The sequence below is a fragment of the Pseudomonas sp. TNT2022 ID642 genome (assembly GCF_028656995.1).
Classification (GTDB): Bacteria; Pseudomonadota; Gammaproteobacteria; order Pseudomonadales; family Pseudomonadaceae; genus Aquipseudomonas.
In genome coordinates this window covers 104,077-125,337 of the sequence record NZ_JAMDGW010000004.1, presented here as the reverse complement: position 1 = coordinate 125,337, position 21,261 = coordinate 104,077, and the positions used below count along the sequence as shown (strand labels likewise).

General features: G+C 62.0%; 14 protein-coding genes. 10 read left to right on the top strand and 4 right to left on the bottom strand.

Features of this window, described 5'->3' with window-relative positions:
- Window positions 1-135 precede the first annotated feature (135 nt).
- Genes M5G26_RS04590 through M5G26_RS04580 form a run of 3 tightly spaced genes read left to right on the top strand, consistent with a single transcriptional unit; the run spans window position 136 to window position 4,342 of the window.
- Window positions 136-1,674 (top strand): MFS transporter, encoded by a 1,539-nt coding sequence (locus M5G26_RS04590; protein WP_273914564.1) that lies wholly within the window; start codon window positions 136-138, stop codon window positions 1,672-1,674.
- 26 nt (window positions 1,675-1,700) lie between these two features.
- Complete coding sequence (locus M5G26_RS04585; RefSeq protein ID WP_273914563.1) at window positions 1,701-2,771, top strand: HlyD family secretion protein; 1,071 nt, start codon at window positions 1,701-1,703, stop codon at window positions 2,769-2,771.
- The gene (locus tag M5G26_RS04580; RefSeq protein ID WP_273914562.1) at window positions 2,768-4,342 is read left to right on the top strand and encodes an efflux transporter outer membrane subunit; all 1,575 of its coding nucleotides are present in this window, start codon (window positions 2,768-2,770) and stop codon (window positions 4,340-4,342) included. Before M5G26_RS04585 ends, M5G26_RS04580 begins: the two co-directional genes overlap by 4 nt.
- A gap of 61 nt (window positions 4,343-4,403) precedes the next feature.
- On the opposite strand, the gene M5G26_RS04575 is transcribed toward M5G26_RS04580, so the two are convergent.
- Complete coding sequence (locus tag M5G26_RS04575) at window positions 4,404-4,709, bottom strand: XRE family transcriptional regulator (RefSeq protein ID WP_008080340.1); 306 nt, start codon at window positions 4,707-4,709, stop codon at window positions 4,404-4,406.
- A complete protein-coding gene (locus M5G26_RS04570; protein ID WP_175552822.1) occupies window positions 4,702-5,067 on the bottom strand; it encodes a type II toxin-antitoxin system RelE/ParE family toxin in 366 nt (121 codons plus the stop codon). Before M5G26_RS04570 ends, M5G26_RS04575 begins: the two co-directional genes overlap by 8 nt.
- 170 nt (window positions 5,068-5,237) lie before the next feature.
- On the opposite strand from M5G26_RS04570, the gene M5G26_RS04565 reads away from it, so the two are divergent.
- From M5G26_RS04565 to M5G26_RS04550, 4 genes are read left to right on the top strand one after another with little or no spacing between them, the layout of a single operon-like run.
- Window positions 5,238-6,017, top strand: coding sequence for an efflux RND transporter periplasmic adaptor subunit (locus M5G26_RS04565; protein WP_273914560.1), 780 nt, complete (start codon window positions 5,238-5,240; stop codon window positions 6,015-6,017).
- The gene (locus M5G26_RS04560) at window positions 6,014-7,333 is read left to right on the top strand and encodes an efflux RND transporter periplasmic adaptor subunit (protein WP_273914559.1); all 1,320 of its coding nucleotides are present in this window, start codon (window positions 6,014-6,016) and stop codon (window positions 7,331-7,333) included. The genes M5G26_RS04565 and M5G26_RS04560 overlap by 4 nt, the downstream gene beginning before the upstream one ends.
- The gene (locus tag M5G26_RS04555; RefSeq protein ID WP_273914558.1) at window positions 7,334-9,430 is read left to right on the top strand and encodes a biotin/lipoyl-binding protein; all 2,097 of its coding nucleotides are present in this window, start codon (window positions 7,334-7,336) and stop codon (window positions 9,428-9,430) included.
- A gap of 11 nt (window positions 9,431-9,441) precedes the next feature.
- Window positions 9,442-9,936, top strand: a complete 495-nt coding sequence (locus tag M5G26_RS04550; protein WP_273914557.1) for a GNAT family N-acetyltransferase — start codon at window positions 9,442-9,444, stop codon at window positions 9,934-9,936.
- Between the two features lie 137 nt (window positions 9,937-10,073).
- On the opposite strand, the gene M5G26_RS04545 is transcribed toward M5G26_RS04550, so the two are convergent.
- On the bottom strand, window positions 10,074-10,385 hold the full coding sequence (locus M5G26_RS04545; protein WP_273914556.1) for a DUF6916 family protein: 312 nt from the start codon (window positions 10,383-10,385) through the stop codon (window positions 10,074-10,076).
- A 54-nt stretch (window positions 10,386-10,439) separates the two neighbouring features.
- Window positions 10,440-11,027, bottom strand: coding sequence for a phage tail protein (locus M5G26_RS04540; RefSeq protein ID WP_038367359.1), 588 nt, complete (start codon window positions 11,025-11,027; stop codon window positions 10,440-10,442).
- 238 nt (window positions 11,028-11,265) lie between these two features.
- Here M5G26_RS04540 and M5G26_RS04535 point away from each other — a divergent pair, with 238 nt between their 5' ends.
- From M5G26_RS04535 to M5G26_RS04525, 3 genes are all read left to right on the top strand, one after another.
- Window positions 11,266-12,846 carry a glycosyltransferase family 39 protein gene (locus tag M5G26_RS04535; RefSeq protein WP_273914555.1) on the top strand — a complete coding sequence of 527 codons (1,581 nt, stop codon included), beginning with the start codon at window positions 11,266-11,268 and terminating at the stop codon, window positions 12,844-12,846.
- 150 nt (window positions 12,847-12,996) lie between these two features.
- Entirely contained in the window at window positions 12,997-13,842 is an 846-nt protein-coding gene (locus tag M5G26_RS04530) for a sulfotransferase family protein (protein ID WP_141126862.1), read from the top strand.
- Window positions 13,843-13,898: 56 nt separating this feature from the next.
- Window positions 13,899-21,230, top strand: coding sequence for an Ig-like domain-containing protein (locus M5G26_RS04525; RefSeq protein WP_273914554.1), 7,332 nt, complete (start codon window positions 13,899-13,901; stop codon window positions 21,228-21,230).
- The last annotated feature ends 31 nt before the right edge of the window (window positions 21,231-21,261 follow it).

The following is a 21,261-nucleotide window of genomic DNA, read 5'->3' as shown; positions in this document are numbered from 1 at the left end:
GAGCTGCCGAAGGCTGCGATCTTTTGCTTTTAACAATTGCGTCTGACGCACTTATAAGCTGCCAATAAGTCAATTTTCGTCATTGCCAAGCCCGACTAAGATGCTCCGGTATTTTTCCCTCCGGAGTTTGCATTCATGACATCCCTGACGGCGGCAGCGCCCATCGCTGCGGCCAGCCCGGCGAAGGCGGCGACGCCACCGGTGTTCGGGGCGCGGATCATCATTGGCCTGGTCGGCGTGCTGCTGGCGGTGCTGGTGTCGGGCCTCAACGAGATGGTCACCAAGGTGGCCCTGGCCGACATCCGTGGCGCGCTGAGCATCGGTTACGACGAAGGCACCTGGCTGGTGGCCAGTTACACCGCCACTTCGGTCGCGGCCATGGCCTTCGCGCCGTGGTGTTCGGTGACCTTCTCGCTGCGCCGCTTCACCCTCTGCGCGATCGGTCTGTTCACGCTACTCGGCGTGCTGTGTCCATTCGCGCCGAACTACGAAAGTCTGCTGCTGATGCGCATCCTGCAAGGACTGGCCGGCGGTGCATTGCCGCCGATGCTGATGACCGTCGCCCTGCGCTTTTTGCCGGCGAACATCAAACTCTACGGTCTGGCCGGTTACGCGCTGACGGCGACATTCGGCCCGGGCCTAGGTACGCCGCTGGCCGGTTTGTGGACTGAATACGTCGGCTGGCAATGGACGTTCTGGCAAATCATCGTGCCGTGCCTGATCGCCATGGCGATGGTCGCGTGGGGTATTCCGCAGGACCCGCTGCGTTTGGAACGCCTCAAATCGTTCAACTGGAAAGGCCTGCTGCTGGGCTTTCCGGCGATCTGCATGTTGGTGATCGGTTTGTTGCAGGGCAATCGGCTGGACTGGTTCGAGTCGAGCCTGATCTGTGGATTGCTCGGCGCCGGCTCGCTGCTGCTGGTGGCGTTCCTGATCAACGAGTGGTCGCAGCCGACCCCGTTTTTCAAATTGCAGATGCTCGGTATCCGCAACCTGTCGTTCGCCTTGATGACCCTGGCCGGTGTGCTGATAGTTCTGCAGGCGGTGGTGTTGATTCCGTCGAGTTATCTGGCGCAGGTGCAGGGTTATCGCCCGGCGCAGACCGCACCGATCATGCTGATCGCCGCGTTGCCGCAGTTGATCGCGCTGCCGCTGGTGGCGGCGCTGTGCAACCTGCGCTGGGTCGATTGCCGCTGGGTACTTGGCATGGGTTTGAGCATGTTGACGCTGTCCTGCCTGGGCGGATCGCTGCTGACTTCAGAATGGATTCGCGACAATTTCTACGTCCTGCAATGGCTGCAGATCTTCGGTCAGCCGATGTCGGTATTGCCGCTGTTGATGTTGTCCACCGGCAGCATCCAGCCGCAGGACGGGCCGTTCGCCTCCGCGTGGTTCAACACGGTGAAAGGCTTGGCGGCCGTGGTCGCTACCGGGGTGATCGAAGCGCTGACCACCGCGCGTCTGCATTTCCACTCGACCATGCTGGTCGACAGCCTCGGCAATTCGCCGCTGGCCGACCGCAGCGATCCGAGCCTTGCCCATCGCCTGCACGAACAAGCCGTGGTGCTGACTTCTTCCGATCTCTATGTGTGCATGGCCGGCGTCGCGGTGGCGTTGATTCTGCTGATTTTCTGGCTGCCGACGCGGATCTTTCCGCCGCGCGCGCCGACCTGATTGCTTCACTGAAACAGAAGGTTTTTATGACGACTCAAGCAAAGCAAAAACTCGCGGTGGCCATAGCCGCCGCACTGGCGGTCGGCGTGCTGGTTTACCTGGCGCTGCCCGGCGTGTTTGGCAAACGTACTCAGCAAAACACCAACGACGCTTTTGTCTCCGCCGACTACACGCTCGTCGTGCCGCGCGTGGCCGGGTTTATCAAGGAAGTCTTGGTGGAGGACAACCAGCAGGTCAAAGCCGGGCAGTTGCTGGCACTGATCGATGATCGCGACTTGCGCGCTTCAGCTGAGGCAGCGGACGCGCAAACCTTGGTCGCGCGAGCGCAGTTGCAGAATGCCAAAGCGACGCTGGAACGCCAGACTTCGGTGATCGCCCAGGCGCAAGCCTCGGTGGTGTCGGCCAAGGCTGAAATGGCCTTCGCCCAGCAGGAATTGAATCGCTACAACCACTTGGCGGGCGTCGGCGCCGGTACTGTGCAAAACGCGCAACAGGCGCGCACGCGCATCGATCAGGCCACTGCTCATCTGGACACCGCCACCGCGAAGCTGGCGGCGGAACGCAAGCAGGTCGACATCCTCACCGCTCAGCGTGACGCCGCCGAAGGCAGTCTGAAACACGCGCAAGCGGCACTGGAAATCGCCAGTTTCGAACTCTCCTACACGCGTATCACGGCGCCGCAGGACGGCATGATCGGCGAGCGTGCGGTGCGCGTAGGTGCGTATGTGACGCCGGGCAGCAAACTGCTGGCGGTGGTGCCGTTGCAGCAGGCGTATGTAGTGGCGAATTTTCAGGAGACGCAACTCACCGATGTGCAGCCGGGGCAGGAGGTGCAGGTGCGTGTCGACAGCCTTGGCGGCGAAGCGTTGAGCGGACGGATCGAGAGTATTGCACCGGCCACGGGCGTGACCTTTGCGGCGGTAAAACCGGATAACGCCACGGGCAACTTCACCAAGGTGGTGCAGCGGATTCCGGTGAAGATCATGCTCGAACCGGGCCAGCCGTTGGCCGAACGGTTGCGCGTGGGGATGTCGGTGGAGGCGAGCATTGATACCAAAAGCTCGGCGACATCGGTGCGTGAGGTGACTCAGCGATGAGCCGTGTTGAATCGACTGGCCTCATCGCTGGCAAGCCAGCTCCCACAGGTTCCGTCGGTGGGGCTCAACAATTTGGACAACCTGCACAATCCCTGTGGGAGCTGGCTTGCCAGCGATGGGGTCAGTGGCAGCCACTCATTTTCAGCGCCTTGGTGACAGCAAGCCTCACCGCCTGCGCCGTCGGCCCAGACTTCCAGAAACCCGAAGCCACACAAATCGCCGACTGGGCCAAACCCGCCAAGTCAGCCCCCAGCCAAGCCGTCAGCGAACCCCTCAACGAACGCTGGTGGGAAGTCTTCCACGACTCGCAACTCTCCGCACTCACTCAGCGTGCGGTGCAGAGCAACCTCGACCTGCAACTGGCCAGCAGCCGCCTGCAACAAAGCCGTGCCGCTCGCCAGGTGATCACCGCCGACCGTTATCCGAACACCGCCGCCACTGGCAGCTACGCGCGCAAACGCAACAGCGGCGAGGGCCTGAACGACCCGTCCGGACACAACGGCGATTCCGCGTTCAACCTGTGGGATGCCGGTTTCTCCGCCTCGTGGGAACTGGATTTCTGGGGCCGCGTGCGCCGCGAAACCGAAGCCGCCGACGCCAACCTCGAAGTCGCTGAAAACGACCGTCGAGGCGTGTTACTTGCTGTGCTCGCTGATACCGCACAAAACTACATTCAGCTGCGCGGCGTGCAGAACACCCGCGCCGTCACCGAGCAAAACCTCGACGTCGCGCGGCACAGCCTGAAACTCTCGCAACTACGGCTGGCCGATGGCGTGGCGACTGACCTCGACGTCGCCGAAGCCGCCGCGCAAGTCGCCGCGATCGAATCGCGATTGCCGGCGCTGGAACAACGCCAATCGCAACTGATCAACGCGATCAGCCTGTTGATGGGCGAACCACCACAGGCATTGGCCAAAGAGTTATCCACAGATGCCGCCGTGCCGCAGTCGCCGCTGCAAGTCGCCATCGGCCTGCCGTCACAACTGGCCGAACGCCGCCCGGACATCCGCCAGGCCGAAGCGCGCCTGCACGCCGCCACCGCCAACATCGGCGTGGCCAAGGGCGACTTTTATCCGCGCATCACCCTGTCGGGCAACCTCGGCTCGCAAGCCATGCAACTCAGCGATTTCGGCTCGTGGAGCTCGCGCGCCTTCGGCATCGGCCCACAATTCAGCCTGCCGTTGTTCGACGGCGGACGCCTGCGCGGCATGCTGCAACTGCGCGAAGCGCAACAACAGGAAGCCGCCGTCGCCTACCAGCAAACCGTACTGCGCGCATGGCACGAAATCGATGATCAACTGAGCGCCTACAACGCCAGTCAACGCCGCCGCGACAGCCTCGCCGAAGCCGTACGCCAGAACCAGATCGCCCTGCGCACCGCGCAACAGCAGTACGTCGAAGGCGTGGTCGATTTCGTCAACGTCCTCACCGTGCAAAGCGCGCTGCTGGCAACGCAGGAACAGTGGGTGGAGAGTTCGACCGGCGTTTCGCTGGCGATGGTCGGGTTGTACAAGGCGTTGGGTGGGGGATGGGAGTCGGTGTATCCGGCAGGAGGGATGGCGCAGCTTTGAGGTTTCCGCTAGAGGGCGAACTCGGCTAATGAAGCATTTCAACGGCTGAGTGGGCGGAACCTCAGCCTGCGAAATTTTCGATCTTGATTTGTCCATCGGGAAACGTCGCGATGATTTCAAGTTCTCCGCCCATCGCTCGGATGTAGTTACGCAGTGTGCTGATGTACATATCCGTGCGCCGCTCCATCTTCGAGATCGCGGCCTGATTGACATGCAACGTTTCGGCAAGCGTTGCCTGACTCAGCGCTTTGGCCTGACGCAGCTCGTTCAGCGGCATTTCCTTGATGTGTTGTTCGTAGATCGAATGAGCGCGCTCCCGGGCTTCGGGGGTCATGCGCGCCTCGAGTTCGGCAAATTTCTTAGCCATTTTTACAACCCTCTTTGCGCAATGTATTGAGATGCTCATCGTACAGTCGGTCGGCGAGCGGAACGTTAACTTCATACCAGCGATCCTGACCGGTTTTGTCTCCACCGATCAATAGCAGCGCACAGCGTCTTGGATCAAACGCATAGAGTATGCGGTAGGGTCGTCCAGCATGTTGAACTCGCAGTTCTCGTAAATGGCCATGCCGCGCGCCGTTGATCGCGCTGCTGTGCGGAAAGCGCAACCCTGGGCCAAATTGACCCAGCAGTTTCACGCTTGCAGCCACCGAGCTCTGCTCATTTTCAGTCAGGTCTTCCCACCAGTTGCCGAACTCGTCGGTGTATTCGATATCCCAATTCATGGGGATCGAATATGAGTGTTATGGAATATTCCATCAAGGTTATATTTTCGATAGGTTGACCATAGCTCTTCAATCGATCTACAGCAAGGATTGCGATGCAATGATGGCCTTTCGCTTGACGCTAACCCCCGCTGTCGTAGACTCCGCACATCCGTCAGGGAGTAGCGGTTATGCAGCGTTTTCGCGGTTGGGTTATCGGATTGACCTTAGTTACGTGTGCAGTTCAGGCGCAAACCCCCGGGCCAGACGATCCGCTGCTGGATAATCCGGGGACGGCGGCGGCTACCGCGAGCAGTGAGGCGCGGGGTGTATTGCGAGCGCGTGATCAGGCGACGCTGGCCAGTGAGCTTTCCGGGCGGATTGTCGAGTTGCCGTTCAGCGAGGGCGAGTCGTTCAAGAAGGGTGATACGTTGGCCCGTTTCGATTGCTCGGCCTATCAAGCGCAGTTGAATGCCGCGCAGGCGGCCAGCCGTGGTGCCGGTGAAGAGCTGGCGCACAATAAACAGTTGGCTGCACTCAACTCTGTCGGGCGTTTCGAAGTGGCGCGGGCCGAGGCCAAGGTCAGCGAAACCCAGGCGCAATCCCAGGTGTATCAAGTGCAGGTCAAGCGCTGCAGCGTGGTCGCGCCGTTCGACGGGCAGGTAGTCGAGCGCAAGGTGCAGCGCTATGAAAGCGTGCCGGCTGGCGCACCGCTGCTCGATGTCGTCGATAACCGCACCCTCGAAATTCATTTGCTGGTGCCGTCGCGCTGGATGGCCAGACTCAAGCCCGGCCAGACCTTCAGCTTCGTGCCCGATGAAACCGGCCTGGCCATCGACGCCACGGTCAAACGTCTCGGCGCGCGAATCGATGAGGGCAGTCAGACCCTGTTGCTGGTCGCCACACTTCCGGAAGCCAAAGGTTTGCTCGCCGGCATGAGCGGCACCGCGCGTTTCCCGGAGCTTAAGTGAACGCGCCGGTGAGCGGCGCCGCTGAACAGGTGTTCGCGCGCTTTCTCGACCTTGAACGGCAGACTCGCGCTGCCCGTGATGCCGCGCAACTGGCCTACAGCCTGGTCAATGACGGCCAGTCGTTGTTTGGCTTTCGTCATGCCGCGTTATTGATCGCCGGCAAGGTACAAGCCGTGACGGGCGTCAGTGCGGTCGAGCCGAATGCGCCGTTCGTGGCGTTCGTCGAGCAGGCCGTGGCGCAGTTGTTCAAGCAGGATGTGCTGAAGCAAGCGCGGGTGATCGCGCCGGAACTGCTCAGCGAATCGATCCAGGCCGACTGGCGCAGTCTGTCCGCTGCGCAGGTGTTCTGGTTACCGCTGGTTGATCGCGACGCGCAGGTGTTCGGCGGCTTGTGGCTGGCGCGCGATGTGCCGTGGAATCCTTCCGAACAAGTCTTGCTGTCGCAACTCGGTGACACCTACAGCCACGCTTGGCTGGCGCTGCAACCGCGCAAACCGTGGCGGCTGCGCTGGACCCGCAAGCGTCAGGTGGCGTTGCTCGCGGTGCTGTTGCTCGGGCTGTTGCTTCCGGTGCGTCAATCGGTGCTGGCCCCGGCCGAAGTGGTGCCGCTGGGTGGCCGCGTGGTGGCGGCGCCGCTGGACGGAGTGATCGCCGAGTTTCTGGTCAAACCCAATCAAACGGTGAAAACCGGCGATGTGCTGGTGCGTTTCGAAAGCACCACGCTCAAGGCGCAGGCCGATGTCGCTGAGCGTGCGTTGGGTGTGGCCGAAGCTGAACTGAAATCCAATTCCCAGCGCTCGTTTGCCGATGCCGAGTCGAGCGCAAAAGTCGACTTGCTTGCCGCTCGCGCTGAGCAAAAACGCGCCGAGCGTGACTACGCCCGCGAGCTGCTCAAACGCAGCGAAGTGCGCGCCGAGCGCGATGGCATCGCGGTGTTCGCCGACGCCGAGCGTTTGACCGGCAAACCGGTACAGACCGGCGAGCGCCTGATGGAAATCGCCGATCCGAACCAGGCCGAACTGCGCATCGAACTGGCGGTGGGCGATGCGATCTCGTTGGAGCCTGGTGCCGAAGTGGCGTTGTTTCTCGACAGCGATCCGCTGAAGCGCCATCTCGCCACACTAGAACGCTCGGCGTACGAGGCGCAGCCGACGGCGGGCGGTCAACTGGCCTATCGGCTCGACGCCAATTTTACCGAGGCACCGCCACGCATCGGCCTGCGCGGCACAGCGAAAATCTTCGGCGACCGCGCGCCACTGGCGCTGTACTTGTTGCGCCGGCCACTGGCCGGTTTGCGCCAGAGCGTGGGCCTCTAGATGAATCTGCCGAGCCTGCGTGCCGACCTGCAACTGTCGCCCGCGGCGCCGGCCTTGGACGGTTCGCCGCGCTGGACCCTCGCCGATCCGGTGCGCGGGCGTTATTTCAAACTGGGCGCGGCGGCGATGCGTCTGTTGCGTCACTGGTCGTTGGGCGACGCCGAGCAAGTCTTGCGCGCGGCCAATCGTGAACCGGGCTTGCCGCTGGCCGGCACGGAGCTTGAGCAGTTGCTGGAGTTCCTGCGCGGACACGATTTGATCAGTGCGCTCGACGATCAACAGCGCGCCAGCTACCGCCTCAAGGCCTTGGCGCAGAAGCAAAGCCTGTGGCAAATCCTCCTGCATCAATACCTGTTTTTCCGCATTCCGCTGTGGCGCCCGGACGCATTTCTCAATCGCGCCTGGCCGTGGCTTGCGCGCTTCGGCCCGCGCCTGCTGCGTTACGGGTTACCGGCGACGCTGGCGTTGGGTGTGTTTCTGGTCTCGCGCGACTGGCAGCGTTTTGTCGGGACGTTTCCGCACCTGTTCAGCCTCGGCGGCGCATTGGCGTTTGGCGTGGCGTTGTTCTTCGCCAAGCTCTGTCACGAATTCGGCCATGCGTTCATGGCCAAGCGCGCCGGGTGTCGAGTGCAGAGCATGGGCGTGGCGTTCATGGTTTTGCTGCCGATGTTCTATACCGATGTCAGCGACGCCTGGCGGGTCAATGATCGCCGGGCGCGATTGTTGATTGGTGCCGGTGGTGTGCTGGCGGAATTGCTGTTGGCGTGTATTGCACTGCTCGCATGGTCGTTGCTGCCCGATGGGCCGGGGCGCACGGCGGCATTCATGCTCGCCAGCGCCACGTGGATCACCACGCTGGTGGTCAACCTCAATCCGTTCATGCGTTTTGATGGTTATTTTCTGATCAGTGATTTCTGGGAAGTCGACAATTTGCAGGGCCGCGCATTTGCCCTCTGTCGCTGGCGCCTGCGTGAGTTTTTGTTTGGCTATGGCGCACCGGCGCCGGAGCCGTGGTCGCCGAAGATGCAACGGCGTTTGCTGATCTGGGGGTATGGCTCATGGTTATGGCGTGCGGCGTTGTTTTTCGGGATCGCACTGGCGGTCTATCACCTGTTCTTCAAGGTGTTGGGGATCTTCCTGATGCTAGTGGAACTGGTGTGGTTCATCTTTCTGCCGATCATGCGTGAGTGGCGCCAGTGGTGGAGTCGCCGCGAACAGGCGCACGGCCCGCGCGTGCTGCTCAGTGCGTTGGCGCTGCTCGGGCTGTTGCTGGTGCTGATCGTGCCGTGGCGCAGTTCGGTGGAGTTGCCGACGATGCTCGAGGCCGGGCGCGCCAGTGCCCTGCACGCGCCGACGGCGGCGCGGGTCAAAGCGGTGAACGTGACGGACGGGCAGAAAGTCGCTCAGGGCGATGTGCTGATTGAACTGGAATCGCCGGATCTCGAATCGCGACTGGCGATCGTGCGCCGGGAAATCCAGATTCAGCAGCTATTGATGCGCCGTCAGGCCAGTCGCAGCGAAACCGCCGCCGATGCCGGCATTGTCGAGCAAAGGCTGGCCGAAGCAGTCGCCGAATACCGCGGGCTGACGGCGCAACGCGAACGCCTGCTGCTGCGCGCACCGCAGGCCGGCAGCGTGCGTGATCTGCTGCCGAACATGACGGTCGGGCGCTGGTTGTCGAGCAAGGATGCACTGGCCCGGGTCGTCGAAGACGGCGCGCGCCTGCGCGGCTATCTGGCGGAAGCCGAGTTGTGGCGAGTCAAACCCGGGGCCAGTGGCCGCTTTATCGCCGATGATCCGATGCACCCGGCACTCGCCGTGCAACTGAATGAAATCGACACCAACGGCGTGGCCTACGTCGATCAGGAAGCATTGACCTCCGATCACCACGGGCCGATTGCCGTGCGCCGCGATCAACAACAGCGGGCCGAACCGGTGCAGGCGCAATACGGCGCGCGGCTCAGCGTGCTTGACGATACGTCGACACCGCCGCAACCGTTGCGCGGTGTGGTGATCTTGCAAGGCAGCGGCGAATCGTTGCTCGGTGTGGCATGGCGCCGAATGGCGGCGCTGGGGGTCAGGGAAAGCGGTTTCTAACGGAGAGCAGGATGACGGACAACGCAGCAGTGGCGGCAGAAGGATTGGTGGTACGGCCTTCGCGGGCAACCGACGGGCCGTTTTTGCAAAGCCTTTATCAAACGGCGCGGCCGGATCTGCAATGGGTCGACGGCGAGCCGGAACAGGTGCAGCAACTGGTCGCCCAGCAGTTTCAGGTGCAGGAGCAGGGCATGGGCGACAACTACCCTAACGCCATGCACTACGTGGTGGAAAAACTCGGCAGCGCCATCGGTGCGTTGAGCACCGATTTCGGCGCCAACGAGATTCGCGTTTTGTATCTGGCGTTCATCCCGCAGGCGCGCGGCCAGGGTTATGGCCGCGCCGTGCTGCAAGGTGTACAGAAAGCCGCGCAACAGATTCGCTGCCCGGTGGCGACGGTGGTCTGGACCAGCAATCCACACGCGCGCCGGCATTATCTGGCATTGGGTTTTGCCGTCGAAGAACGCAACCCCGCCGCCGAACGCCTCGTCTGGTACCCCCAATAACCCCCTGTAGGAGCTGCCGCGGGCTGCGATCTTTTGATCCTGTTTTTTCAAACTGAAACTCAAGATCAAAAGATCGCAGCCTGCGGCAGCTCCTACAGGTGAGCGATGCTTTTGATGTTGGTGTAACGATGGCCGTGTCAGTTGAAGGTGATGTGGAAGTAAGCCAGCTCTGGCGGCCGCCCCATCGGTGGTACCCGCGACACGAAGATGCCGTCCACTCGCCCCAGTTCAGGCAACTCCAGTGCACATAAACCATCGACGAATTCAGTCGCTTCCAGGCTGCTCAATTCGACGCTGAATGGCATGCGCTCGCTGTAACGCATTTGCGCCAGCGGTTTCTCTGCGAGTTCGCCGATATGGATTTGCAATGCGCTGCCATCGGGCAGATACAGGGTGCCGATCCGCCCGAGAAGGGCCTGGAAATGTTGGCTTTGAACCGATTGCAGCATGGTCTCGCTCCGGCAAAGTGGGGAGCCGGGGGAGGGGGATCCCCCGGTGGTCGATCAGTTACGCGAAGGGAAAATGCCGTTCAGCGCGATGCTGAAGTTGAGCACCAGATACGGGTTCATGATGGGCAGCGGCAAGCCGTTGCCGGTTGGCGAGATCGTGCCGCTGATAGTGGTGGCCGCGCCTTTGAGCGGAACGGGTGATGCGCCCTGAGCATCGGAAAAGATATTCGCCAGACCTGGTCCGGTCCCCGAAGCACCAATGTAGGCGTTGGTCGCGGTCGGCGCGCCCGCCGGATTGCTGGCCGGGTTGGCCAGTTGCACGGTGGTGGTGGCGGTGAGGCCGGCGAGGGTGTGGGTGTGATTCGGCAGGTTGTTGAGGGTGGCGGTGACTTGTTCGGCGCCGGAGATTTCTCCCATGACTCTCGGCGTCAGGCCCCCGCCATTGCCTTGGCAGATCGGCATGCGGCTCTGCAGGTTGGGCAGGCCGAAATTGACGGTGCCGTTGCCGCCGTAGGTGGTGCCCAGCAATGCAAACAGCGCCTGGTTCTGGTTGATGCCGATGATCTGACCGTTGCACAAGGCCCAGCCGCTGGGCGCGTAGTTGAAGGCAAACGTCAGAACAGTGCCCATGTAAACGTCCATAAAGTCCTTATCCTTCTGATTGGTTGTCGGCGGGCCGCTAGTGGGATCAGGCTGATGCTATTGCCTTGGCACTCCGTGGCCAGGTCACGCCACGCCAGAGCGTAGACCCGGATTGGCAAGGTTGCCGGATGTCGTGAAGTCGCAAATCGGCATCGACGGTTCTCCTGCGCCTGACCTAGAGTGACTGGCAGGTTCTGGCTCATACAGGCGTGGTGTCGTGGCACGGCAAGAGGAAGCGATGGCGGTCAACAGAGTGACACCGGTGGGCGACACACAGGATCCGCATGCGACACCGGGGTCGTGGTTTGCCCGCTTGCGCTTGATCCGCTGGGCCAGGGAACACTGGCTGCTGCCGATCCTGCTGTTGGCCGCCGCTGTGCGTTTTTACGATCTGACCGCTGCGGCGATTTGGGGTGATGAAGGTTCCAGCCTGTTGCTGGCGCGCTATTCGTTGGCCGATATCTGGCGCCACGCCGCATTCGATGTGCACCCGCCGCTGTACTTCATGCTGCTGCATGGCTGGATCGAACTGTTCGGCGACGGCATTTTTGCCATCCGCTGTCTCAGCGCTCTGACCGGTATTGCCGCGGTCGGAATGGGCATCTGGCTGGTGGATCGCCTGGCCACGCGCCGCGCGGCGATCCTCGCCGGGCTGCTGTTGGCGCTGTTGCCGACGGCGGTGCGCTACAGCCAGGAAGTGCGCATGTATTCGCTGCTCGGCCTGTTGTTGATCGCCGCGACGCTGGCGCTGGTCTACTGGATCCGCCGGCCGCAGCGTCATCGCTATCTGGTGATTTATGCGCTGTTGATGACGGCGGCGCTCTACACACATTACTTCGCGGTGCTGGCGGCGCTGTGTCACTGGATTTATCTGACGGTGATCCGGTTTCAGCGCGGCTATCGCTTGCGACATATCCAGCGCCCGGTCTGGTGGCTGGCGAATCTGGGCATCGCGGCGCTGTACTTGCCGTGGCTACCCAACTTGCTCGATCTGACGCAGCACATGGAGCAGCTCAAGGTCGGTGGCGATGTCGGCTGGGAGGACCCGGTGACGCTGGCGTCGTTGCCGTCGATGATCTGGACATGGTTGATCCAGGATGACGGCGAACACTTGCCGTTGCTGGTGTTCGGCGCATTGCCGCTGGCGTTGCTGCTGCTGGCGGCGGTGGCGGTCATTCGTGATCGCAGCGTGTCGCGCGGCAGCGTCCTGCTGGCGTTGTACACCGGCTTACCGCTGTTGCTGGTGTTTGCAGTGTCGTTCATCACACCGGTATTCATCGAGCGCTATCTGACCGCTTATGCCCTGGGTTTGCCGCTGCTGACAGCACTGGCCATCGACCGTTTGTACAGTCGCGTGCGGGTCTTCGCGTTAGCGGTGCTGGTGTCGTTGCTCGGGGTGGAAATGGTTGGCCTGAAAAACAATGCCACGGTCGACAGCAACGATCAGTTCGATCGCGTGGTGAACTACGTCAATCAGCATTTCCAGCCTGGTGATCGCATCATCACCAGCGACATGCTCTGGTACTTGAGTTACGTCTACTACGATCGCACCGGCGCACAGGTGCGGCTGTACACGCCGCCCGCTGCGGACGGCCGTTCGACGCGGCCGAATCAATATGGTTTCGGGACGCTGGTCAGTCCCGATGTCTACCTCGACAGCCTTGCCGACCTTTCCGGCAATGCCCGCATATGGCTGGTCGGTACTCAGGATGACCCGGCAGAGTTTGCACCGTTGCCCGCCACTTGGCAGATCAGTGCGCAAGTCCATGCGGGTGGGGCGCAAGCGCGGTTGATCACGCCGCAATCTGCAGCCAAATAGGTGCGGGTCAGACTAAAACGTTTCACCTTCTAATTCGCGATTAAAAATTAACTGATTAGTTCTTTTTGCTCTTGGTTGATATCAAAACACTACTAGTCGCAGGGTGGTTGTTGGACTACGCTCTGTCAGACAAAGGGACTTTAAATCAGGGTGAAGGGATTGCAGCAGTTCCACTTTATCTCCGGCTTGCCGCGCTCAGGCTCCACCCTGCTTTCTGCGATTCTTCTGCAGAACCCGCGCTTTCACGCCGGCATGACCAGCCCGGTCGGATCGCTGTTCTCAAGTGTCCTCGAGCAATGCAGCGCCGGCAGCGAGTACGGTGCGGTGATCGACACCGACATGCGCCGTCGCCTGTTGCGCGGTCTGTTCGACTCCTACTATGCCGACAAGGCCGACAAACCGGTGGTGTTCGATACCAACCGGCAGTGGAGCTCGCGTCTGCCGGCACTCAACGACCTGTTTCCTCACGCCAAAGTCATCGCCTGCGTGCGCAACGTCGCCTGGGTGATGGACAGTCTCGAACGGCTGTACCGCGCCAATCCCTTTGAAAACACCAAACTGTTTGGCGATGCCGTGGAGCGCAACACGGTGTACAGCCGTTGCGAAACCCTGGCTCAGCGCAATCGCTTGGTGGGTTTTGCCTGGGCGGCGCTCAAGGAAGCCTATTACGGCGAACACGCGGACTCACTGCTGATCATCGATTACGACTTGTTGACCCAGGCGCCGGAGCGCGTGTTGCGGCTGGTCTACGAGTTCATTGGCGAGCCCTGGTTCGAGCACGATTTCGAACATCTGGCCTATGACGCGCCGGAGTTCGACCAAGGCCTTGGCCTGGCTGGCCTGCACAAGGTCAAACCGAAAGTGGCCTTGCAGTCACGGCGCACCATTCTGCCGCCCGACCTGTTCAAGCAATACGCTGATTTGTCCTTTTGGCTCGATGGCTCAGCCAGCGCCGCCAATGTCATTCGTATGAAGTCCGACGCCGCGATCAGTTGATCGCGGCGTTTTTCATTGATGCCTTACGTACCTTCGTTCGAGTTCGGGTGAGCAACATGTGGTGGAGCATTTTTGGCGGTGCAAAAGTCAGGTCTCGGGCAACCGCAGGTCAGCGTTCGCTGGCCTCGCCGATGATCATGTCGCTGGAGCCGCGCATGCTGTTCGACGGCGCGGTGGCCGCCACCGTGGCCGATACCGCTGCGCAAGCCGACAGCCATGCACCCACCGCTGCCGATGCGGCCAAGGCGCCGGCAGCCGATCATCCCGTAGCGAGCAAAGACACCCACGGCCAGGCTGATGCCACGCCGGCGGCCAGCCCGGTCGCGGTGCCCGGACAGAGTGTGGTGTTCGTCGATTCGCGGGTGAAGGACGCCGACAGCCTGCTGCAAGGCATTGCTCCCGGCACGCAAGTGGTGAAACTCGACGCCAGCAAGGATGGTTTGCAACAGATCGCCGACTTCCTTGATCAGCATCACGGCGTCAGCTCGGTGCAGATCATTGCCCACGGCAATGCCGGTGATTTGTGGCTGGGCAACAGTTATCTCTCGGCAGACAACGTCGCCCAGCGCAGCGCGGTTCTCGCGGAAATCGGCAAGGACATGAACGCCGGTGGCGACATCCTGATTTACGGCTGCTACACCGCTGAAGGTGATCGTGGCTTGAGTTTTGTCGACTCGCTGGCGCAACTGACCGGACGTGATGTAGCGGCTTCGAACAACCGCACAGGCGTAGGTGGCGACTGGGATCTGGAGATCGCCACCGGCACCATCGAAAGCGCCAACGTGCTCTCGAGCAAAGCCATGAGCGAGTACCAGTGGGGCCTGGCCACCTGGACGGCGACCAACAACCTCAACTCGGGTGTCGGCTCGCTGCGCGCGGCGCTGGCTTCGGCGCAGAACGGCGACATTGTCACGTTCAGTTCGGGCATGACCGTTCAGCTCACTTCGGAGCTGCTGATCAACAAGAACATCACCGTCGATGGCGACCTGAACAACGACGGCGTGGCCGACGTGACCCTCGATGGCCAATACAAAACCCGCGTGGTGGAAGTCACCTCCGGCAGCACCGTGACCCTCGACGGCCTGGTAATCACCAAAGGCCTGGTCGCCGGCAACGGCGGTAACGGCGGCTCGGCGGCGGCGGGCGCCATGGGCGGCGGCATTTTCAACGCCGGCATTCTGACCCTGAACAACGTCACTGTGACCGCGAACGCCGCTTCCGGCGGTGGCGGTGGCGGGGGTGTGACCGGCGGTTATGTCGGTGGTGGCGGTGGCGGTGGCGCGGGCATCGGTGGCCAGACCGGTGGTCATGGCGGTTCTTCCGGCCCGGCCACCGGCACTTATGCCGGGGGCGCAGGCAGTGCCAATGCCGGCGGTTATGGTGGTGGTTACAGCCCGACCGACATGGGCGGCCGGGGCGGTACCAGTACCGGTGGTGTGGGCGGCAATGGTGGCAGCGCCGGTGCCGGTTATAGTCATGGTGGCAATGGTGGTTCGGCGAGCAACGGCAGCCTGTCGATTGGCGGCGGCGGTGGCGGTTCCGGTTGGGACAAAGTCGGCGGTGTTGGCGGCAATGCGGCGGGCGGTATCTACAACGCTTCGAGCGGCACCCTGAAAGTCATCGGCACCTCGGTCATCAGCAACAACATTGCTGCCGGTGGCGGCGGTGGTGGTGGCGGTGGGGTCGGCAGCAACGGTGCCGATGGCGGTGCCGGCGGTCGCGGCGTCGGGGCGATCTGGAACAACGGCGGCGTGGTGCTGATCACCGCGAGCAACTTTGCCGCGATCAGCGGCAACGGCGCCGCCAGCGGTGGCGGTGGGCTTTCCAACGGTGGTTCGACCGGCACGACGCCGAGCGCACTGGTGGGGATCTACAACAACGGCGGTACGCTCAACACCGCTTACGTGGAACCACCCACCGCCACCGTCGTGGTCGCCGATACCGCGCTGAGAATCGGCGAAACCTCGCTGGTGACCATCACCTTCAGTCGTGCGGTCAGCGGTTTCACCAACGCCGACCTGACCATTGCCAACGGCACGCTGACCAGTGTTTCCAGCGCCGACGGCGGCATTACCTGGACGGCGACCTTCACGCCGACCAACAACATCACCGACACCACTAACCTCATCATTCTCGACAACACCGGGGTGGCGGCAGTGTCCGACAGCGTGGCCGGTGTTGGCACCACCAACTCGAACAATTACGCGATCGATACTCAGCGCCCGACCGCGACCATCGTCATGGCCGACACCGCGCTGAAAATTGGCGATACATCTCTGGTGACCATCACCTTCAGCGAAGCGGTATCCGGTTTCACCAACGCCGACCTGACGATTGCCAATGGCACGCTGACCAACGTGTCCAGTGCTGACGGCGGCATCACCTGGACGGCGACCTTTACGCCGACCAGCAGCATCAACGATGCCACCAGCCTGATTACCCTGGACAACACAGGCGTGGCGGATCTGGCCGGCAACGCCGGCAGCGGCACCACCGATTCGGCCAATTATGTGGTCGACACCGTGCGACCGACAGCGACCATTGTCGTTGCCGACACCAATCTGGCGGCAGGCGAAACCTCTGTGGTGACCATCACCTTCAGCGAAGCGGTGAGCGGCTTCACCGCCGCCGACCTGACGGTGGCCAACGGCACCTTGACCGGACTGAGCAGCAGCGACGGCGGCATCACCTGGACCGCCACGCTGACGCCAACCACGAGCGTCACCGACACCACCAACCTGATCACTCTGGACAATACCGGGGTCAATGACCTGTCCGGCAACGCCGGCACTGGCAGCACCAACTCCAACAACTACGCGATCGACACCGTACGACCGACGGCAACCATCGTGGTCGCCGACACTGCGCTTAAAATCGGCGAAACCTCGCTGGTCACCATCACTTTCAACGAGGCCGTCAGCGGCTTCACCAACGCCGATCTGAGCATTGCCAACGGTACGCTGAGCGCAGTCAGCAGCGCTGATGGCGGCATCACCTGGACGGCGACTTTCACGCCGACCAGCAGCATCACCGACGCCACCAACCTGATCACCCTGAATAACAGCGGGGTCGCGGATCTGGCGGGCAACGCCGGCACTGGCACCACCGACTCGAACAATTACGCGATCGACACCGTGCGGCCGACCGCCACCGTAGTGTTCGCGCAAAACACCTTGAAGATCGGCGATACCTCGCTGGTGACCATCACCTTCAGCGAAGCGGTGAGCGGTTTCACCAACGCCGACCTGACCATCGCCAACGGCACCCTGACGGCGGTCAGCAGTGCGGACGGCGGGATTACCTGGACGGCGACGTTTACGCCGAGCGCGAACATCACCGATGCCACCAATCTGGTGACGCTGGACAACACCGGCGTGGCCGACCTGGCTGGCAACGCTGGCAGCGGCACCACCGATTCGAACAACTACAGCATCGACACCCAGCGTCCGACCGCGACCATCGTCATGGCCGATCCTGCCCTTAGCGCCGGTGAAACTTCGCTGGTGACCATCACCTTCAGCGAAGCGATCAGCGGTTTCACCAACGCCGACCTGACCGTCCCCAACGGCACGCTCACGGCAGTCAGCAGCGCGGATGGCGGCATCACCTGGACGGCGACGTTCACGCCGACCGTGGGGATCAACGACACCAGCAACATCATCACCCTTGCCAACACCGGTATCGCTGACCTGGCCGGGAACGCTGGCACGGGCACGACCAACTCGGGCAACTTCACCATCAACACTGTGGCACCGACCGCGACCATCGTCGTCGCTGACAACAGCCTGACGATTGGTGAAACGTCGCTGGTGACCATCACCTTCAGCGAAGCCGTTACCGGTTTCAACAATGCCGACCTGACGATTGCCAACGGTACGCTGACCAATGTCTCCAGTGCCGACGGCGGCATCACCTGGACGGCGACTTTCACCCCGACCAGCAACATCACTGACGCGAGCAACCTGGTCACCCTCGACAACAGTGGTGTGCAAAACGCTTCCGGCAACGCGGGCAATGGCACCACCAACTCCAACAACTACGCCATCGACACCCAACGCCCAACGGCAACCATTGCACTTGCCGATTCAGCGCTGGGCGTCGGCCAGACCACCACCGTGACCATCACTTTCAGCGAGGCGGTGAGCGGTTTGACTCTGGCCGATCTGACCGTGGCCAACGGCACGCTCTCCGGATTGAGCACATCGGACAACATCACCTATACGGCGACGTTTACGCCGTCGACGGGCATCACCGACACCAGCAACATCATCACCCTGGACAACACCGGCATCACTGACGTGGCGGGCAACTCCGGCAGCGGCACCAGCGACTCGGGCAACTACGTGATCGACAGCCAGCGCCCGACTGCAACCATCGTGATCGCCGACCCGACTCTGAGCGCCGGTGAAACCTCGTTGGTGACGATCACCTTCTCCGAGGCCGTGACGGGGTTCACCAACGCAGATCTGACCATTCCCAACGGCACAATGACCGCTGTCAGCAGCAGCGACGGCGGCATCACCTGGACAGCGACGTTCACGCCGACCGTGGGGGTCAACGACACCAGCAATATCATCACCCTGGCCAACACCGGGATCGCTGACCTGGCCGGCAACGCCGGCACGGGCACGACCAACTCGGGCAACTTCACCATCAACACCGTGGCACCGACCGCCACCATCGTCGTCGCGGACAACAGCCTGACCATCGGCGAAACGTCGCTGGTGACCATCACCTTCAGCGAAGCCGTGAGCGGTTTCAACAACGCCGACCTGACGATTGCCAACGGCACGCTCAGCGCAGTGAGCAGCAGCGATGGCGGTATCACCTGGACGGCGACCTTCACGCCAACCAGCAACATCACCGACGCCTCCAACCTGATCAGCCTCGACAACAGCGGCGTGCAAAACGCCTCCGGCAACGCGGGCAATGGCACCACCAATTCCAATAACTACGCCATCGATACCCAGCGCCCCACCGCAACCATTGCCCTTGCCGATTCGGCATTGGGCGTCGGCCAGACCACCACTGTGACTATCACTTTCAGCGAGGCGGTGAGCGGTTTGACTCTGGCCGATCTGACCGTGGCCAACGGCACGCTCTCCGGATTGAGCACGTCGGACAACATCACCTACACGGCGACGTTTACGCCGTCGGCGGGCATCACCGACACCAGCAACATCATCACCCTGGACAACACCGGCATCACTGACGTGGCGGGCAACTCCGGCAGCGGCACCACCGACTCGGGCAACTACGTGATCGATAGCCAGCGCCCGACCGCCACGATTGTCATCAGTGACACTGATCTGCGTCCCGGCGAAACCGCCCTCGTCACAATCACCTTCAGCGAGGCGGTCACGGGCTTCGACAATTCCGACCTGAGCGTTGCCAACGGCACGCTGAGCAACGTCTCGTCGAGCGACGGCGGCATCACCTGGACCGCCACGTTTACCCCGACCATTGGCCTCAGCGATGCCACCAACCTGATCGTGCTGAACAACGCAGGCCTCAGCGATCTGGCGGGCAATGCCGGCATTGGCATCACCAACTCGGCCAACTACGCGGTGCAGACCGAAGTGCCGACGGCGACCATCGTCGTTGCGGACACCTCGCTCAAGGCCGGCGAAAGCTCGACGGTGACCATCACCTTCAGTGAAGCGGTCAGCGGCTTCAGCAACGCTGACCTGAGCATCGCTAACGGCACCTTGAGCAATGTGGCCTCTAGTGACGGCGGCATTACCTGGACGGCGACGTTCACGCCGACCGCCAACATCACCGACACCAGCAACCTGATCACCCTCGACAACAGTGGCGTGACCAACGCTTCCGGCAACAGTGGCGTCGGCACCACCGATTCGAACAATTTCGCCATCGACACGGCGTTGCCGACCGCAACCATCGTGGTCGCCGACAATCGCCTGGGCATCGGTGAAACCACCACGGTCACCATCACTTTCAGTGAAGCAGTCAGCGGTTTTGACCTGTCGGACATCAGTGTCGCCAACGGCACATTGGCGAACCTGACCAGCAGCGATGGCGGCGTCACCTGGACCGCCACGCTGACGCCAACCGCCAACGTCAACGATGCGACCAACCTGATCATCGTCGACACCGCCGGCGTGCAGGATCTGGCCGGCAACCTTGGCGCCAGCATCGCCATCTCCAACAATTACGCGCTGGATGCGACCCGGCCAACCGTGGACATCGTGGTTGCCAATCCACATCTGGGCATCGGCCAGACCACCACGGTGACCTTCACTTTCAGCGAGGCGGTGAGCAATTTCGATTTGTCCGATCTGAGTGTGACCAACGGTGATCTGAGCAACCTGAGCAGCAGCGATGGCGGCAAGACCTGGACCGCGACGTTCACGCCGACGGCCAATGTCAGCGATCCGAGCAACTTCATCGCGCTGGACGCCAGCAACGTCACGGACCTGGCCGGTAACGTCGGCAGCACGGTGGCGGTGTCGAACAACTACGCACTCGACAGCGAACGGCCAACGGCGACGGTGGTGATTGCCAATCCGAATCTCGGTCTCGGACAGACCTCGCAGGTGACCATCACCTTCAATGAGGCGGTCAGCGGTTTTGATCTGGCGGACATCAATGTCGGCAACGGTACTTTGTCCAACTTGAGCAGCAGCGACGGCGGCAAAACCTGGACCGCGACCCTGACGCCGAATGCCAACGTCAACAGCGCCAGCAATGCCATCAGCGTCAACAGCGCCGGGGTCAGTGATCTGTCCGGCAACAGTGGCAGCGGCATCAGCAGCTCGAACAATTATGCGATCAACACTGTGCCGCCAGTCGTTCCACCAACGCCGCCCACTACGCCAACCAGTGTGGTTATTCCCGATCCACTGATTCGCAGCAGCGACCCGGTGGTACCTCCACCGCCACCAAGCTTGCCGCTGCAACCGATCATCTTCACCGCGCCGTCCGGCGACCTCGGCTCCCCGCTGACCTTCGCGCCGCTGTTCGAGCAACGGGTGATCGGCAATGGCATCCGTCCGCTGGGCGATATTTTCATCAATCACGGTGCCCTCAGCCGCAGTTACATCGCGCAAGTGTTCAGCAGCAGCGACAGCGGCGCTGATGGATCCGGTCACGGCTTCCTCGGTTTTGGCGGGGGTGACGGCGGCGTGTTCGGCAGCAGCACACTGGCGAGCCTGTTCAATCAGGACAGTGCCGCCGAGCGCGATTCATTGAATGCGTTCGGCAGTCAGTCACTCAAGGCGGGTGATGTTTCGCAAGGCCTGCGTGGCGTATTCGGCGCGCCGACGCTGGGCCAGCAACTGCAACAACTCAAAGACAACGAACAGCACCGGGTCGACAACCTGGCGGCAGCACTGCAACAGGTCGGCATCAGCGAAATATCGGCCTGAACCAACCATTACTCAACACTGTGCGGGACCT

Coding starts and splice junctions, on each gene's coding strand:
- M5G26_RS04545 (WP_273914556.1), bottom strand. CDS start 10,385: ATGCTGCAATCGGTTCAAAGCCAACATTTCCAGGCCCTTCTCGGGCGG.
- M5G26_RS04525 (WP_273914554.1), top strand. CDS start 13,899: ATGTGGTGGAGCATTTTTGGCGGTGCAAAAGTCAGGTCTCGGGCAACC.
- M5G26_RS04565 (WP_273914560.1), top strand. CDS start 5,238: ATGCAGCGTTTTCGCGGTTGGGTTATCGGATTGACCTTAGTTACGTGT.
- M5G26_RS04580 (WP_273914562.1), top strand. CDS start 2,768: ATGAGCCGTGTTGAATCGACTGGCCTCATCGCTGGCAAGCCAGCTCCC.
- M5G26_RS04535 (WP_273914555.1), top strand. CDS start 11,266: ATGGCGGTCAACAGAGTGACACCGGTGGGCGACACACAGGATCCGCAT.
- M5G26_RS04585 (WP_273914563.1), top strand. CDS start 1,701: ATGACGACTCAAGCAAAGCAAAAACTCGCGGTGGCCATAGCCGCCGCA.
- M5G26_RS04575 (WP_008080340.1), bottom strand. CDS start 4,709: ATGGCTAAGAAATTTGCCGAACTCGAGGCGCGCATGACCCCCGAAGCC.
- M5G26_RS04540 (WP_038367359.1), bottom strand. CDS start 11,027: ATGGACGTTTACATGGGCACTGTTCTGACGTTTGCCTTCAACTACGCG.
- M5G26_RS04590 (WP_273914564.1), top strand. CDS start 136: ATGACATCCCTGACGGCGGCAGCGCCCATCGCTGCGGCCAGCCCGGCG.
- M5G26_RS04570 (WP_175552822.1), bottom strand. CDS start 5,067: ATGAATTGGGATATCGAATACACCGACGAGTTCGGCAACTGGTGGGAA.
- M5G26_RS04555 (WP_273914558.1), top strand. CDS start 7,334: ATGAATCTGCCGAGCCTGCGTGCCGACCTGCAACTGTCGCCCGCGGCG.
- M5G26_RS04550 (WP_273914557.1), top strand. CDS start 9,442: ATGACGGACAACGCAGCAGTGGCGGCAGAAGGATTGGTGGTACGGCCT.